Origin of the sequence: Bacillus sp. K2I17, from assembly GCF_002209985.1 — a bacterium.
In the GTDB taxonomy this organism is placed as follows: Bacteria; Bacillota; Bacilli; order Bacillales; family Bacillaceae_G; genus Bacillus_A; species Bacillus_A wiedmannii.
Genome location: NZ_NJGF01000009.1, coordinates 1 through 17018 on the forward strand (window position 1 = coordinate 1; position 17018 = coordinate 17018).

Here is a 17018-nt window from a genome sequence, read left to right on the forward strand (position 1 = left end):
TAAATCTTTGTTTTGCATTCGTACAATTGTATGACGAATCAGTACAAATACAAAGGCAATACAATTTCCCGTAATCAGTGTAGAGGAAGAAGTTTGCTCTTTGAAAGTAAAACCAATTAAAATTGCAACTGAAAGATAAGGAAATATGACAAGAAGTTTCTTTCCAAATGTCGGATTAATAATAAAGTAATCTCTTCTAGAAGATGTACTCCTTGGAATAGTAGCAGCAATGGCAATAAATAATAGAAAAACTCTATACAAACACCTTAATAATATAAGTGAACGATGTGATAAATCATCTTGTAAATAGAAATATAAATAGTCCGTAATAGACAAGCCAGTTAATACTAAGATAAAAATAAACAATTTACTTTTCGCATTAAAAATTGCTGGTCGAAAAATAAGGCTAACTCCTAGTAATAGAAGCAATAGATCTATAATTGGGAAAATAAATGAAAGAAAAACATCTCCAATTGATAAGAATAAGATATTTGCAGAAGGTTTATTAAATAGGTACCATTCTAAGGTAAAAATAGCAGTAACAACAATACATAAATCACAAATTAAATACGCTTTTTCCCACTTGTTACATTCCATAATGATTTTATAAAAGAACGCAAGGAGAAAGAAGAATAAGAAAAACAACAAAAATACATCAGAGATATTAAAATTTTCTATTGGTAATTCTACATTAAGTACTTGAAAAGCAGATATAAAATTCCCTATCAAGAAACACCCTATTGCAATAGTAATACAAACCCAAAAGACTCCTAGTTTAATTTTTCTTGATACCATAGAGTAAAGTAATGAGATAAATACAGTAGTTTCAACAACTAAGGATGATAGTCGTATATTAAAATCTGATACAAAATAATGATTCGGAAAAACAAATAAAAATATAAAACAAAAGCTTAAATAAGCTAGTAGAGCTAATATCAATACATAAAATTGCACATGTGAATGTTTACGCAACGGACTCACCTTCTTAATTTTTTCTAGATTTTTATTAAAAATGACCTGATGCTGCACTGCTCGTATTCATCAAAATGAACTTACTTATTATTCCATATTATGAACTTTTTATAGGATTTCTTTCTACATACCACAGCCTGATTTACTTTCTGCAGATATTTCTTCTTTTTTAACTAAGCATTCCAAAAAGAATACGATGGAAAATGTTATTTTTCGGTATTTACTCATCGTAAATTTGAATAATACAACTTAGCTGTTCTTTGAATATGAGATAGAATCTAAACTTCCATAGCAACATAGTTATTCGCTTATTGTCACACTTAGAAAGAAGGGTAATATACTATCATTAATTTAGAAATTCGAATTAAATGACCGAACTCACTGTAACTATTATAGTTACAGTGAAGGGTGCTGTCAATTTCAAATACCTCCCCTTTTAATGGACAAAAGACGTGACATTTTGAACAAAAATAAGATGTTTATAAGAAAGATGTAATGTTATATCGACCTAACCAAAGAAATATAAATGATCTAGCATTAAGTGAAGATGATATTGCATCTCCCAAAAAAGAATGTTACTCTAAAAATAGAATGATGAAAGGAATGATGGATGAATAATGATTAACTAATTTATATTTTAAGTTGAATTTTATAACTTCAAACTACAAAATATAGGGTTAGTCTATCCATTTTTATAATTCATTTCATACTTTATTTGTCATGATTCAAATGATTAATAAGTACTTACTTAAGCGACAGACTAATCCTTCCGATTAAAAATCGGGGGATTTTTTTATTCCCTTTTATGTAAGTTAAAATTTATTAATCGCTAAATTTACCTAACAAATAAAGGAGCGAAAAAAATGGCTAATTCAGATACTATTGTTACACATGTAATGCTCTATATAAGTCGTTAATATCCATCAAACTTATATAGAGAAATTAAAAAATGGATGGATGTTCCGACTTTATATGAAACGTTTCGATATATAAAGGAGGAATTATTATGTCAATGATAAAAGTTCAAGACTTAACTTTTTCATACCCAGGTAGCTTTGATAATATTTTTGAAGATGTAAACTTTCAAATAGATACGGATTGGAAACTAGGATTTATCGGTAGAAACGGACGAGGTAAAACGACATTCTTTAATTTATTATTAGGAAATTACGAGTATAGTGGAAAAATCCTTGCTTCGGTAGAATTCAATTACTTCCCCTACACTGTTGCAGATAAGAACAAATTCACTCATGAAATCCTTGAAGAAATTTGTCCCCAAGCAGAAGATTGGGAATTTCTACGTGAAATATCCTATTTAAATGTTGATGCCGAGGTCATGTACAGACCGTTTAAAACTTTATCAAATGGAGAACAAACAAAGGTGTTGCTTGCTGCACTGTTTTTAAATGAGGGCCAATTCCTATTAATTGACGAACCAACAAACCACCTAGACACGGATGCACGAAAAATAGTCTCTGATTATCTAAGGAAGAAAAAAGGGTTTATTTTAATTTCACATGACAGAGTCTTTTTAGATGGATGCGTTGACCATATCTTATCTATAAATAGAGCAAATATTGAAGTTCAAAGCGGGAACTATTCTTCTTGGAAATTAAATTTCGATAGACAGCAAGAGCACGAAGAGGCTACAAATGATCGTCTACAAAAAGACATAGGAAGATTAAAACAGTCTTCCAAGCGTTCAGCAAGTTGGTCTCATGATGTAGAAGCTTCAAAAAATGGAACAAGAAATTCAGGTTCTAAGTTGGATAAGGGATTTGTAGGACATAAAGCAGCCAAGATGATGAAAAGGGCAAAAAACCTAGAATCAAGGCAACAAAAAGCTATTGAAGAAAAGTCAAAATTACTAAAAAATGTGGAGAAAACTGAGTCATTAAAATTAGAAGCATTAAAGTTCAAGTCAAATGAATTAGTTACTTTGGCTGACGTGTCTGTTACGTACGATGAACAAGTCGTGAATGAGCCAATTAACTTCGTAGTTGAACAAGGTGACCGAATTGTGCTTGATGGCAAAAATGGGAGCGGGAAAAGCAGTATCCTAAAACTAATTCTAGGGTATCCGATACAGCATACAGGTTCAGTTACTTTAGGTACAGGACTCACCATCTCCTATGTCCAACAAGATACTTCTCATTTGAAAGGATCGCTATCAAATTTTATTGAAGAGCACAAGATTGATGAGACATTATTTAAATCCATCCTACGAAAGATGGATTTTGACCGAATTCAATTTGAGAAAGATATATTTCATTATTCTGGTGGACAAAAGAAAAAACTGCTTATCGCTAAAAGTTTATGTGAAAAAGCCCATATGTATATATGGGATGAACCATTAAACTTTATAGATATTTATTCACGTATGCAAATTGAAGAGCTGATTCAACAATTTAATCCCACAATGATTATTGTTGAGCATGATAAGGCATTTCAACAAACCGTTGCAACGAAAACTATATCTATGTAACTCCACTCGAATCATTAATAAATCAAGCCATTAGTCTATAAAGTATTTGAATGAAGTGTCCAAAAAAGCCTAATTTCTCTACAATCCATTGAGAAATTAGGCTTTTTAACAGGAAAATTAGGATTCATAAACAATGAGTAATTTACATATTAGGCTTATCTGTTAAAGCAGAAATAATTCTGCTCACCAAATCTTCTGGCATCCATTCATAATTTGTATCATTCGATTCATTTGGTCCTAAAGAATCAATGAACTTTTTAAACTTTGGAAATAAAACAATAGAAGTGATCCAATGTATCGTATGATTTATAGAGAAGAAATGAAATACTCCTTGTTTCTCCCCCTCCTGCAATATTTCTTTTAACTGTTCAAAACTACCTACAAAATACGGTTTAATCTTTTCTAATCTTGCACTTTCCTTAATAATCTCCTCATATGCCAATGTGCCAATTTCAGGATTTTCTTTTATATGTGTAATAAAGACTGTTAAATATTCTCTTAGAGCATTAATAGGATTAAATTGATTCTTCTCAAGAAAATTAGGTAACTCATTAGCAAGACCATATTTCTTAAACACCTCATAATATAGGTTTTCTTTCCCATTAAAATAGTAAGAAGCCATAGCAACATTCACTTTCGCTTCTTTTGCAATTTCTTGTATGCTCGTACCTTCATAACCACGCTCTCCAAATTTTTTCTTAGCAGCCTTCAAAATATTTTCCATCGTCTGCTCTCGAGATTTCCCCATTTCACACACCTCAAATAATATATATTTCACTTCAAAAATCCACTAAGGACTTTGAATAGAGTATCTTTTTAATGAAGTTTAATTATATATTTAAAGTAATAACTTAACAACCGATGAAGACTTGCTTACTTTAAACTATTCGCCACACAACATACTCCTCAAAAAGAAACATCTCCTGAACATCGCCTACCCTATGTCATCATACAAAGAATTCATTTAAAAATGAAATAAAAATAAACACCCTACTTAAAACAATATCTCCCTGCGTGGCATGAATAGCTTTCAAATACCTCACGTTCTTTTCTAATTGCGTATAAGAATGAAAAAAATAATAAGGGCCAGAGTTTATCTATCTTTACAGATAAACTCTGGCCCTTTCATTTGCAATTCATTTACTGATTAGATTTGTTTAATCTCAATATAAGGTCCTTTGATGTTTAATTTGTTAATGTCATTCGAAATATTACCTACAGTTGTTTTTTCATTAAACGTATAGATCTTTTCACCATTCACAAAGATACCCCAATTTTTATCCTCGTAACTAATACCATAACCAGCATTGCTAGATGTCGCTTTGAGCTGATTTCCATTCATTGAAAAAGATAATTTCCCTTTGCCTTTGTTAAGTTGGTTATTCACATTGTTGATACTACTCATTTGTTCTTCAAGGGCTTTTTGGTTATCAAGAGTAACTTGATGGTTTTTCCAGTCTAACTTATAGTTGTTTGTAAAGAACTCATTATATGTATCTTTATTATTTGTTCCCCACCATTTCGAACTTACCCATTCGATATTGTACTGATCTGATATTCTACGATTTGTTATTTTTAAATCAGATGTAGATTCTGTTTTATCTGCAGTAATAACTGCTACTACATTAGGAGAAAAACCATATCCTGTTAAAGCTGGTACTGTATCTTTTGAAACAAAATTATTCGTTCCTTCATTGTAACTACGTGATTTCATAAATAGTTGATTACCGTAGAAAGTATTAAATGAATCACGATTATAAATTCCCCACTCCGGGTAATTAAATGATTGGAATCCTACTTTCCAATTTAATTTTTTATCTGTGTGAGTCTCTAATACCGTTTTATAGTCTACTTGATCATAAGATACACTTTCTTTCCAAGCAAAGCTACCTGTAATACTTGCATCAGCATTTGGGCCTTTATCATTTACCCCAACTTTAACACTTCCGCCAAGTGTATACCCTACTTCAGAAGTAACCTTTGCTGAAGTCATTGTATTAACTGGGGCAGCTTTATGGAATTGAGCGCTATCACCACTTGTTATTTCTGCTTCAGTATGATAAGCCGATGGCCACTTTAAACCTGCGTTATAGTATCCGCCATTAATTGTATATTTAGCATCTATATTACTACCATCAGTAGTAACAATTGCAATCTTTTTATCTGCGTAAGGATCCTCAATAAAAGAAACCTTTATTGAATTTTTAATATTTTGCTTCATGTCATAAGTAGTTTTAAAACTATTATAGACTTTTCCACCATTTTGAAGATTTTCTACAGTTCCTTTAGAATCTGCAAATACAGATGTTGCTTGTAAACCAAGTGATCCAGACATAATAACGGACGCTACCGCAACACTTTTAGCTATTCCATTTGTTTTTTTCATACAGACAGCCTCTCCTTCTTAAACATTTAAAAGGTATAAACATATTACTTTTAGCTCTCAATACTAGAGATAGGTTCATAACTTTACAATGTAGAAATTTATTAATCTTTATGACAATAACTATCAACACTTGTTTTTCTAATTTCCATCTCTTTTTTTACTGATAACTATTATCAATATTATTAAAACACATAATAACAATTTAAACAACAATTTTAAATACATATTTAAAATTGTTGTTTAAAAAAATGCAAAAAAATTATAGAATTCTTTATTTCGAGAATTACTATATTTTCATTTACTTATTGCAACCTATATTCAGATACATTATTCCCTTTCCATTCATAATAATCTAAAATCCCCTCATAAATGGCTTCTGCTGCAACCTGCCTTCCGTTTTCTGTAGATAACTTACTGTAATCAATACCATTATCTATAAAAGCAAGTTCCGTTAACACAGCTGGCATTTCATTTTCTCTTATAACATGAAGATCGCCATGTTTAACGCCTCTATCACGTGTTTGAAGAGCGTCTACTAATCGGGTTTGAATTTTTTCAGCTAAAACACGACTTTCTTCCACATGAGGATTTGTTTTTTCAGATTTAGAAGATTTATAGTAGTATGTTTCTGTCCCTTTTGCATTACCATTATAAGCATTTGCATGAACACTTATAAAGATATCCCCCTGATTTTGTTTAGCAAATTTAACACGTTCCTGTAAAGAGCTTTTTTGATCATGTCCAGGTCTAGTATCAGATTCACGAGTTAGTAAAACTGTAAATGGTGTATGTTTTTCAAGCAATTGTTGTAGACGTAAAGAAGTGTCAAGTACAATCTTACTTTCAGGTAATCCCTTTGTGTCTTTTCCAGGATCTGCGCCACCATGTCCGGGATCAATAATTATTGTCTTATTTTCTAAAGGATTACTTTGACTATATTGAAGCATATCTGTTTTTGCGGTTAGTTGTGCAGCTTCAGCGCGTGTTATGAACCTATTTGGTTGCCAACCATTATCTGTACCAACTGAAATTTTTAAATCAATTAAAGTATTTGCGAACTTTTCACCCCAATGTCCCTTTAAATCTTCAAATTTACTTTGTCCATTGCTAGTGTTTTTATTTTGTAGTTTATATGCATTCACTAGCATAGTAGCCATAGCAGCACGAGTAACTTTTCCAGAAGGATTAAATATTCCATTTCCTTCACCTTTAATTATTCCTGCCTTTTCAGCTGCGGCGATATAAGGGGTTCCCCAGTGGTTTTGTGAATCTTTAAAAGATGGTTTTGCATTTAAATCAATGTGTATACCAAGAGCCCTTGTCATAATGGTTGCTGCAGAAGCTCTATCTAGTGTATCACTTGAACCAAAAGTTCCATCTGGATAACCACTCAATACTTGTTTATCAACTAAATAAGTAACGGATTTGTCAGCCCATGCAGGAACATCTGGAAATTTGTGAGTATCTGCAAAAATACTAGTAGAATAAGATAGTAAACTTCCAGCAAGAATTCCTGTAGCAATTAATTTGTTCTTCAAAATTTAGCACCTCTAAAAAATTATTACAAGTCGGTAAATTATGTAAAATATAGTTAATCTTTAAATAATATGAATTCGAATAAATTATAGATTAAGTTGGCGTCATCACTATTATAAGATAAAGAATCTAGTATAGAATTATCATTCCGAAAAGAACCCTTCGGCATACACTTATAGATTGAGACTATTACATATATTCACCAACATTGTGTAACTAGTATAGTTACTTATATATACGAGTGTCAATTGAAATAACCTTACAGTTTTGTAAGGTAACAAACTTAATAATATATTAAGTAATTATTAAACGATATAAACAATTATCTCGTATTTTAAGCAAAGATTGATTCAAAGCACACTCCCTCTAAACTAGCATTGGTGCCTCCTTCAAGTCCTAATGCACATCTTAAAAAGAGCACTTTTGAAAAGTACTCTTTTTAGCTACAAACCTAGAACTCCTACAATCTGACGAGCCTTAACATTATCGATATAATAATGCATCTCTAACCCTCGTCTTTCTGCACGGAGCACGGTTCCCTTTAATTTTGATAGATGCTGTGAAACAGTAGATTGCGGGAGTCCTAATATTTCTGTCAACTGTGTAACATTACACAGTTTATGGTGCATTAATTCATTTACAATTTTCAATCGAACGGGATGTGCCATTACTTTTAATATATCTACATCTTCCTCTTGAATGTTAGCTAGATCTCTATTAGATATTAATATTGTCATTTCGCATTCCCCTTTATTATTAATTTCTATTTTCCAATTATCCTCATAAGTAGTACTTATAGATATTTACCATTTGTCCTGTTGAGAAAATGTATTCTCGTTCTTAAACAAAAAAAGACACCAATCCAATAAACAGCTTTTACTGTTCCAATGAATTGATGCCCTCTAATTTTTAGCCAAATTATATTTTGTTTTTAAAAAATTATTTTATAGTAGACATTCTCTCGTTGACACAAACTAGTAGATTAGCGATGGAAATATGAAAATGTATTAATAAGCGGTTGGAAGTAATTGTTTTTTGTTTAATAGCAAAAAACGAACATCCTCTCAAATTAGATAAGGTGCTCGTTTTCATTTTGATCGGTAATTCTCAATTCAATTTAGTTTCTTTCCAATAAGGAAAGATTAAATCAACTTAAAACAAAGCGTTTTAAATTTAATTCATAGATCTTACTGCAACTTGGAATTGTCCCTTAGAACCATCATCATTTGAAACGTAAATTTTATATGTTCCAATTGGTAATGGAGATAAAGCATTCCGTACATTTGTAACATTATTTTTTTGTTCTCCAGGTTTTATATAACCACCAACAATTAGCTCCATATTTGGACCTTTCACACTATATCCCATTGTATTTTGGCCATTATTTTTCATAAAGAAGCTTAAATTTTCACTCCCATTATATACAAAAGAAGTTACAGCCTCTCCACTATAATCCATTGTTTGAGTTAATAATAAGTCTACAGGAACATGTTCGACTATATGAATTGTATCATTCGTTTTGTGTATTTCTTCAGCATAAGTATTATTTCCTAACACACCAAGTGTTAATGCTGAAATTACTCCACAACTAAGCACTAGTTTATTTAACTTCATTTTAAGTTCCCCCTTGATGTTTGTAATCTATTACCATCATACATTCTTTTTCAGGTGCGTTTTTATGTAATAATTCATATCTTTAAACCTATATATTTTAACTTTACACCTTAATAGTTACTGAAAAACTCACATTGATAAAGCTACAGTATTATGATTCATAAAAAACATGTAAATTTCAAAATCTTTTTAACGAGAATTCATACAATTAAGTACCAAGCACGCAAATAAATAGCGTTTCCATTTTAGATAAAATATACTAATGAAAAATTTTGAAATTTACACTTTATAATTTGGTATATTCCATGTTAATATAACGAAGGCTACAAATAGAATCCACAAAATATATTTTTTCATAGAATATTCATACTTAAAATCCTATTATTTTATTAGTAACTCAATCCTAGTTTTCCTTATACAAAAGTCAATTTCTAGTTTCATATGTATAAATATCTAAGTAGATTTTTTTATCTATTATTTTTCCTAACTTCCTTATCAATTCTAATAAAGTGAAACTTTAATCAGTGGGGTTTTGTTCATCCCCCACTGATTATCAGCCCTCACCAATCGGGCTTTTACGGGCAGTTGATCCCCTACCTAACTTCTTTGCTTCCGCTGAATTTTGAGGTGGGGGTCTTACTGCCCGTTAATGCGGGATAAAAGTAATATTATAGTACTTTTTCAAGCGCTCTTCCTTTTTTAGATAGAAAGTCTACTGATAACTAAACATCTAAGTTTAACTCATACATAATCCAATATACAAACTATCGGAGATGCAAACCTATGGGAATATCTACTCTTTTATTAAATACCTTTATAATAATAATTTGTATCCTTAGCTACCACGTATTTTGGCTAGAATTTAAAGAAAAAAAAACATGTAATAATATATTGATTTCTATCCTTTCCTCCATTGCTATTATTTTTTGCATGACTTTTCCTTTTCATTTACATGCTGGATTTATTTATGATTTACGTTTTATTCCTATCATATTAGTTTTTCTATATGGAAATACAAAAAACATTGTTTTTATAGGAATTTTATATCTTTCTTATCGATTTTTCTTAGGCGGAAATGGAGTTCTTCCATCATTTATTATCTTTACTATTATTTCTGTTATAACAATGCTCTTTCGTTACTTATTACCAATGTATGTTAAAGAAAAAAAGATATTATTAAGCTTGCTTCTTATTTTAGTATGTACAACTTCACTTTCTATCTGCGGTATTGTAACTCAAATAAATACAGGTGGTAAAATTGACTCTACTCTCATAGAATTTTTATTAAATTATATAATCATTAATATATTTACGGTATTATTATCAGTGTATTTAATAGAGGGAATGATTGAGAAATATAAAATGAAAGAAAAGCTGCAACGGGCTGAAAAATTTTATATAGCTAGCGAACTAGCCGCGTCCATTGCACACGAAATCCACAATCCACTAACCACAGTACATGGATTCACTCAATTGTTAAATGAAAAACATGCCTCTAAGCTACCTCAGAATCAGTACTTAGAAATCATGTTAATTGAAATGCAACATATACAATCTACTATTAATAACTATTTATCTTTAACAAAACCACAGAACACCCTAAAAGAGAAAATAGATATTAATCATATTTTAAATCAAGTGAAAGACACTATTTCACCACTCGCTCTATCATACAAAGTTGAAATAATACAAAATAGTACAAATTCCTTTTATATAAATGGAGACCCCGAAAAATTCAGGATCTGTCTAAACAACATCATACAAAACGGAATTGAGGCCATGATAAATGGTGGAGTATTACAAATAAATATACAGAAAATTAAAGGTAATATTATAATCGATATTATTGATTCAGGGGTTGGAATGTCCTCTCAACAAATAAAGCGGATTGCTTTACCATTCTATTCAACAACAGAAAAAGGAACTGGGCTTGGTACTATGATTGCTTATAGTATTATTAAAGAATTAAACGGTGATATAGAAATAGAGAGTAAATTAGGCCAAGGTACACGATTTTCCATTAGTATCCCTTGCTAATATGACGGAATTATTTAAATAATTAAATTTTTCTATTTAACTTATAAAATAAATTTCAAAAATGCCGCTACTTAACTCATTAATCATCTTGATTTCGTGAATAAATTAAACGTAATAAGGACCAGAGCATATCTGTTTTTACGGATATACTCTAGTCCTTTAATTAAATCAAATATACTTAAATTTTATTACTTTGCTCACATCTCTATGAAATCATAATTCATCGATTGTATCTCATTTACTGATTAGGTCTACTTAACTTCAAGATAAGATCTCTTGATACTTGATTTCTTAATATCATTAGATACATTACCTATAGTTATTTTTTTATTTTAAATATTTAATTTTTAACATTCATAAAGATACCAATTTTTATCTTCATAACTGATATTGTAACCTGTATTACTTGATATAGACTTAAATTAATTTCCATTCATTGAAAGACAATTTCTCTTTTGCTATTTCACTTCTACCGTATAATTCCCTGTTCCTCCGCCATACTGATACACATGTAAATAATATTTCCCTGGATATGTGTAGTAACTTCCTACTAACTTATTCCCTTCTTGCTGGGCATACGTAACATAATTATTTAAATCCGCTTCTGAATAAAGAACCCAGTTTACTCCGATATTATTTTCCTTCGTTACATTAATTTGTAGGTTTTTCGCAGTTTCCACATTTATTTCAAAGTAATCACTCGTATCACCATTTCCTAAACTAGCACGTAAAACTTGATTTAATTGCAGTTTATTTGCTGTTTGGAATGAATTATTTGGCTCTTTTTCTACACTGTTATCTTCTTTCTTTTGAACCGTTACATTCGTTGTAACAATATTCGTTAATCCTTTGTCGTCTGTTACTGTCAATTTTACCGTGTACGTTCCTTCTTTTGTATACACATGAGTTGGATTTTGTTCATTGCTTACAGTACCATCACCAAACTCCCATTTATAAGCAACAATTTTTCCATCTTCATCTTTTGATCCATCGCTTTTAAACGAAATTGTTTCATTTAAATTTCCGTTATATGGACCATTTATAACCGCAACTGGTGCTTTATTCACAGCACCTTCTTCTGTATTCATACCATGGAATACAACATCATATTCAAATTGTCCTGATGCATTCACACGATAATTTACAAAGTAAGCTGTTACTGTTTTATAGCCTGTCCATTCTTTTGCACTTAAACGTTTTAACGTATCATTTACGTTTTGTGTAATTGTTTTCCAGTCTTCATATTCCCCTTTTGCAGTAGTACCTGTATACGTTCCTTGCAGTGTAAATGTATTAAAGAACTGTGATTTATTTTTCTTAACTGATACATTACTTAATTTTGCTTCTGCTGTAATTTCTGCCGCAATATTTGAAACTGGTTTTGGTGCGTGAGTTGTTAAATAATCATCTGATACTAATGGAACATTATATTTCTCTCGGTTATCGACTAACATTTGCATATAGTCTTGATACTCTTTATTTAAATTCGCATCTTTACTTAATGCAGAGCGGTATGCATCATATGCTGTTACATCATTTTTTCTAATAAGATCATGAACTTTGTCAAACATATCATATCTCTTATTGTACATATACGATTGTAAAGCGAATGAATAATTATAGAAATCCCACGTTCCATACTTTGCATTTAACGTTCGCTCTGCCGTATAACGTTCTGCTGGATTTGAAGATATTCCTCCTATAATGCTCTTTCTCGGTACAACATTATCCGTTCTCGTTGCCCCCGCAAAAAACTCCGCATTCCCTTCTTCAAACCAAGATAATCTCTCATTCTCATACATCTTACCTTGTCCCCAAAGCCCTGGTACTTCATATCTACCTTGTAAGTAATGAGTAAACTCATGTCGGAACAATTCTTCTAAACTATAAATACTTTCTTCTGGCGTACGTTCATAAGTAAAGAACGTACCTGTTCCTTCTATATATAGGCCACCGTTATTCGTTTCATATCCGTACAATTGACGATTAAATTGATATTCAGCTGGACTATTATAAATAACCATCGTTAATACATCATCAGGATTTCCTTTTTCTAAAGGTTGATCACTTTCAACTGTACGATGGAATTGTGCCTTTACTTCTTTTGCCGCCCAATATAGACGTTTTACTTTTTCTTCTGTCACTTTATCTCCAGCCTTTAAAACAATTGCCCCATCATCAAACGTATACGTTTTCGGCAAATATTTTTTCTTCCCGTCTTCTCGTATTTGATCTAAATTCACAACATTTCCATTTGCATCTTTCCCGCCATAGTTCGTCGCAATTTGCTCAGCCGCTACGAAATATTGCTCTCCTAAATACGGATACATTTTCATTGCGTCCGTTACAACTTGCAATCCTTTCGTTCCTGTACTATGGAACGTACCAAGTCTACCTGTATAATAAATACCATTATTAATTAACCAACCATTCTTCTCTGTCACCGTTCCAATTAAAGCAAAACGACTTAATTCATTAATATAGCTATCAATTTTTTGGTACCATACTGTATCTTTCGGTGCTTTTCTCGTATCGTACAAATACGATTGAATGTCGTAATCAACACCTTGCATAATATCGTAAATCGCATTTCCAGCTGAAAGATTGTCTACCAATGTAGAAAAATTATCGTTATATTGTTTAAAAATCTTTGCAGCTGATGTTATCGTTTCCACATCACTCGAAGCATTTCCTATTAATTTTCCGTATGATGATACTACTCTATTTTGTTCTAACGTACCGAGTTTGAAATTCGGGTTATTCGCAATCGTTTGTAATGCAGGTAAGCATTTATCATGATAGCTCCGCTCATTTAGTTTACTTAATTCCGCATGATAAAATCCTAAATAAAATCCTGAGCGTAATACCTCTACTAAAGTCTCAATCCCTTTGGAATCATCTTTCGTATAAGCTTGTCCTTGCTGCTTCAATTTATCAATAATTGCCTGCATTCTACTATCATTTTGATAGAATGCAAGGCTATCCTTATTAAATTGAAATAGACCCGTAATTTGCTCCCAATCAATTGTTACGAGTAGATCTACTAATTGCTGATTGTTTAATTGATTTAATTCAGCAATTGTATAAGTTTTCGCTGCAGCTAATTGCTTACTTTCTTTTTTTACTTCAGGTGGCCTTTGCGACAAATCAGCAAATTGTAGCCTTTTCTCAAAAGGCTTATTTTCAAGCACTTTTGATGGATGAGCTAATTCTTGCATTGGCAGTTGTACACCAACTGGCTCCATTTTGAGCACATTCCGATAAGAAACTTGCTCTCCCTTTTTACTTTCTGCCAATGTGCTCCCTTGAAAACTCCCTAACATTAAACTAGCAAAACTTACCCCTACTAACACTTTTTTTGAATAGCCTTTCATGCTCTCCCCTACCTTACATTTTTTAGTGTCCCGCACCATTATTTTACTATTCTTACTTTTTATTCTGTATTGAGAAAAAATAAGGGAACGTTCACATATGTATCCATACCGCGCAAAATTAACACTTGACTTTATGTGAATTTTATATCAAAAAAAGATAGATACTAGCGAAATTCCTGCTATATCTATCCTCGTTTTCAACGCTATGATTTTAACTTTATAAACGTAACTTCCGGTAATGTTTGCATATGCTGAATAAATTCATTCTTTTCTTCTGACGATATATTTTTCAGTTGCATCCCTACCTTATAAACTATTTCTGTACCTCGCTGTAAAGCTTCCACTTCATATGACAGTATTGGAATACCTTTCACTTGTAGCGTTTCTACTATTTGTTGTACCACCTCATGTTTATTTATACACATTTGCACTGTTATATTTTGCGGAAATAAAAATTGCACCTTAAAAATACGACTCACAATCTCTAAACCAATTAAAACTAAAATCGTCGCTCCAATGCCTACTACATACATGCCAGCCCCAATTGCTAATCCAATTCCTGCTGTAGCCCATAAACCAGCCGCTGTCGTTAATCCTTTCACTGCCTGTTTTTGAATAATAATTGTACCTGCACCTAAAAACCCTACTCCACTTACAACTTGTGCTGCAATACGGCTCGGATCAAGAGCCATATGTTCCTCATTCATAATATCTGAAAAAGCATATTTCGAAACGACCATTATTAATGCACTTCCTACCGCTACTAGGAAATGTGTTTTTAATCCCGCTTCTTTTGATCGAATTTCCCTTTCAATACCGATTATTGCTCCTAACAAACCCGCAACACCGATTCGTATAATCAAATCAAAATTTACACTCACGAGCCCTTCCCCCTTTCATTCATTATAGATAGATAAAACAAAAATTATCACACACATCCTTTTATCGATATGAAGGAATTTTGCTAAAATACACTTAATACTCTGACCGTTTTATGTTAATATTTTAAATATTAACATAAAACAAATAACTTATAGCTTTAAACCTCCACTAATTTTCTTTAAAAAAAGGCGGATTACATGAAATGAGGTTGAGAAAGTTTAGAAAACGCTTTCATTTTGTATCAAAATTTTTAAAAAATACTACATAAATAAAGGGGATTACCAACAATGAACGTCTCTTTACTAACACCTACTACCGATTTACAAGAAGAATACTTAGATTTTTATAACGAATGGAAAAATAGCGGTGAAACGATGATTCCGTGGGTTATTTCAAAGGACCCTTCTAACTTTCCGGCTATGATTCAAGAATTGCTCGATGCGCATAACGGAATAAACCTCCCTGAATCTTGGGTACCAGACTCTACGTATTGGCTCGTTACAGATGAAAATAAAATTGTAGGAGCTGTTAATATACGTCATAGTTTAACCGAACATTTATTTAACGCTGGAGGTCATATCGGTTATGGCATTCGCCCTTCTGAAAGAAGAAAAGGTTATGCTACGAAGTTATTAGAATTATCGCTAGAAAAAACGAAGGAATTAAACATTACGAAAGCACTTGTCGTTTGCGACGAAGTGAATACAGCTTCAGAAAAAACAATTTTACATAACGGCGGGCTTCGTGATGATGATTTCATTGAGGAAGATGGAAATGTAGTAAGAAGATTTTGGATTGAGCTATGAAGAAGTCATCGGATGAAAATAATCTTGTTATAGAGAAATATAGTAGAAGTAATGAGCTAAAAGTAAAACAACTTATTGATTTATACAATGAAGACTCTTATCTATTTAACTTATTACGAGATAATAAAACAAAATGTGTGTATATTGCCTACTATAAAAAAGATGTAGTAGGCGTCTTTTTCACGTGGAACAGTAACTTCCATCCATACTGCACATACTTTCGAATGTATACAAATCCGTTCTATTCAGAGGTACACATTGAACAATTTTTATTAAACGAGATTCAAAAACGAGAAAACTTCAAACTACCATTACAAACCTCTATATGGGGAACATCGGCTCATTTAAAAGCCTATTATGAAGAACATAATTTTATGGAAATCCGAAGAACATATATGCCGATATTAGAAGTACGCAAAATCATAGCTATCGATACAAAGCTTCATTCAAATTATGATGTACAAAGCTTATCAATCATCCTATCCAATAATAGCTCCTTTGAAAAGCTAGCTCACTTAGTAAAAACGAATTATGAGGATACTCACTTAGCAAATCCCGTTGCCTCATACCCGCTCGAAACTTGGAAAGAACAGATCTTAACTGATGATGTGTTACTAGATGGGAGCTTTGTAATGATAGATGAAGAGAATAAAATTATTGCGTACTCTTTCCTCCATACATCAGAAAAGGATAATACGGTAGAACTAGGATGGTGTGGGACTCACACTACAGAAAATTTATCCTTACTGAAACTTCTCGTTTTCAAACAAGCTATGTATACAAGTAAACACGGTTATTCTTTCATTCAAGGTGAATTCGATTCAACGAGTATATACGCAATGGAGATATTAAAATCTTTTCCTTTCAATCCTTGTGCTACTTGGATTACGTATCAAAAAGAAGTCGGAAAGTGATTATACACCTTC

General features: G+C 31.7%; 11 protein-coding genes and 1 pseudogene. 4 read left to right on the top strand and 8 right to left on the bottom strand.

Annotated features, from left to right (window positions below; all coding sequences use genetic code 11):
• Positions 1 to 972 (bottom strand): annotated as a pseudogene (locus CER22_RS12820) (GGDEF domain-containing protein); the annotation flags it as partial.
• Between the two features lie 1006 nt (positions 973 to 1978).
• Here CER22_RS12820 and CER22_RS12825 point away from each other — a divergent pair.
• Positions 1979 to 3457, top strand: a complete 1479-nt coding sequence (locus CER22_RS12825) for an Lsa family ABC-F type ribosomal protection protein (RefSeq protein WP_046954623.1) — start codon at positions 1979 to 1981, stop codon at positions 3455 to 3457.
• A gap of 142 nt (positions 3458 to 3599) precedes the next feature.
• Here the strand turns inward: CER22_RS12825 and hlyIIR are convergent, their stop codons facing one another.
• From hlyIIR to CER22_RS12850, 5 genes are all read right to left on the bottom strand, one after another.
• Positions 3600 to 4205, bottom strand: coding sequence for a hemolysin II regulator HlyIIR (gene hlyIIR / locus CER22_RS12830; RefSeq protein ID WP_000520491.1), 606 nt, complete (start codon positions 4203 to 4205; stop codon positions 3600 to 3602).
• Positions 4206 to 4604: 399 nt separating this feature from the next.
• Complete coding sequence (gene hlyII / locus CER22_RS12835) at positions 4605 to 5843, bottom strand: hemolysin II HlyII (protein ID WP_088608871.1); 1239 nt, start codon at positions 5841 to 5843, stop codon at positions 4605 to 4607.
• A gap of 302 nt (positions 5844 to 6145) precedes the next feature.
• Positions 6146 to 7381: an N-acetylmuramoyl-L-alanine amidase gene (locus tag CER22_RS12840; protein ID WP_087984035.1), complete on the bottom strand. Its 1236-nt coding sequence runs from the start codon at positions 7379 to 7381 to the stop codon at positions 6146 to 6148.
• Between the two features lie 441 nt (positions 7382 to 7822).
• Positions 7823 to 8116, bottom strand: a complete 294-nt coding sequence (locus CER22_RS12845) for an ArsR/SmtB family transcription factor (protein ID WP_088608872.1) — start codon at positions 8114 to 8116, stop codon at positions 7823 to 7825.
• A 436-nt stretch (positions 8117 to 8552) separates the two neighbouring features.
• Positions 8553 to 8993, bottom strand: coding sequence for a hypothetical protein (locus tag CER22_RS12850; protein ID WP_088608873.1), 441 nt, complete (start codon positions 8991 to 8993; stop codon positions 8553 to 8555).
• A gap of 783 nt (positions 8994 to 9776) precedes the next feature.
• Here CER22_RS12850 and CER22_RS12855 point away from each other — a divergent pair.
• The gene (locus CER22_RS12855) at positions 9777 to 11030 is read left to right on the top strand and encodes a sensor histidine kinase (protein ID WP_088064140.1); all 1254 of its coding nucleotides are present in this window, start codon (positions 9777 to 9779) and stop codon (positions 11028 to 11030) included.
• Positions 11031 to 11488: 458 nt separating this feature from the next.
• On the opposite strand, the gene colA is transcribed toward CER22_RS12855, so the two are convergent.
• Both colA and CER22_RS12865 read right to left on the bottom strand, forming a co-directional pair.
• Positions 11489 to 14404, bottom strand: coding sequence for a collagenase ColA (gene colA, locus CER22_RS12860; protein WP_088608874.1), 2916 nt, complete (start codon positions 14402 to 14404; stop codon positions 11489 to 11491).
• A 203-nt stretch (positions 14405 to 14607) separates the two neighbouring features.
• Positions 14608 to 15285, bottom strand: a complete 678-nt coding sequence (locus CER22_RS12865) for an MgtC/SapB family protein (RefSeq protein WP_088608875.1) — start codon at positions 15283 to 15285, stop codon at positions 14608 to 14610.
• Between the two features lie 288 nt (positions 15286 to 15573).
• Between CER22_RS12865 and CER22_RS12870 the strand changes: the two genes are divergently transcribed.
• On the top strand, positions 15574 to 16092 hold the full coding sequence (locus tag CER22_RS12870; RefSeq protein WP_088608876.1) for a GNAT family N-acetyltransferase: 519 nt from the start codon (positions 15574 to 15576) through the stop codon (positions 16090 to 16092).
• Complete coding sequence (locus CER22_RS12875) at positions 16089 to 17006, top strand: GNAT family acetyltransferase (protein WP_088608877.1); 918 nt, start codon at positions 16089 to 16091, stop codon at positions 17004 to 17006. Before CER22_RS12870 ends, CER22_RS12875 begins: the two co-directional genes overlap by 4 nt.
• Positions 17007 to 17018: the final 12 nt, after the last annotated feature.

What these genes read in the sequence shown, in the direction of transcription:
- CER22_RS12825 (WP_046954623.1), top strand. Translation starts at nt 1,979, where the DNA reads ATGTCAATGATAAAAGTTCAAGACTTAACTTTTTCATACCCAGGTAGC.
- hlyIIR (WP_000520491.1), bottom strand. Translation starts at nt 4,205, where the DNA reads ATGGGGAAATCTCGAGAGCAGACGATGGAAAATATTTTGAAGGCTGCT.
- hlyII (WP_088608871.1), bottom strand. Translation starts at nt 5,843, where the DNA reads ATGAAAAAAACAAATGGAATAGCTAAAAGTGTTGCGGTAGCGTCCGTT.
- CER22_RS12845 (WP_088608872.1), bottom strand. Translation starts at nt 8,116, where the DNA reads ATGACAATATTAATATCTAATAGAGATCTAGCTAACATTCAAGAGGAA.
- CER22_RS12850 (WP_088608873.1), bottom strand. Translation starts at nt 8,993, where the DNA reads ATGAAGTTAAATAAACTAGTGCTTAGTTGTGGAGTAATTTCAGCATTA.
- CER22_RS12855 (WP_088064140.1), top strand. Translation starts at nt 9,777, where the DNA reads ATGGGAATATCTACTCTTTTATTAAATACCTTTATAATAATAATTTGT.
- colA (WP_088608874.1), bottom strand. Translation starts at nt 14,404, where the DNA reads ATGAAAGGCTATTCAAAAAAAGTGTTAGTAGGGGTAAGTTTTGCTAGT.
- CER22_RS12870 (WP_088608876.1), top strand. Translation starts at nt 15,574, where the DNA reads ATGAACGTCTCTTTACTAACACCTACTACCGATTTACAAGAAGAATAC.
- CER22_RS12875 (WP_088608877.1), top strand. Translation starts at nt 16,089, where the DNA reads ATGAAGAAGTCATCGGATGAAAATAATCTTGTTATAGAGAAATATAGT.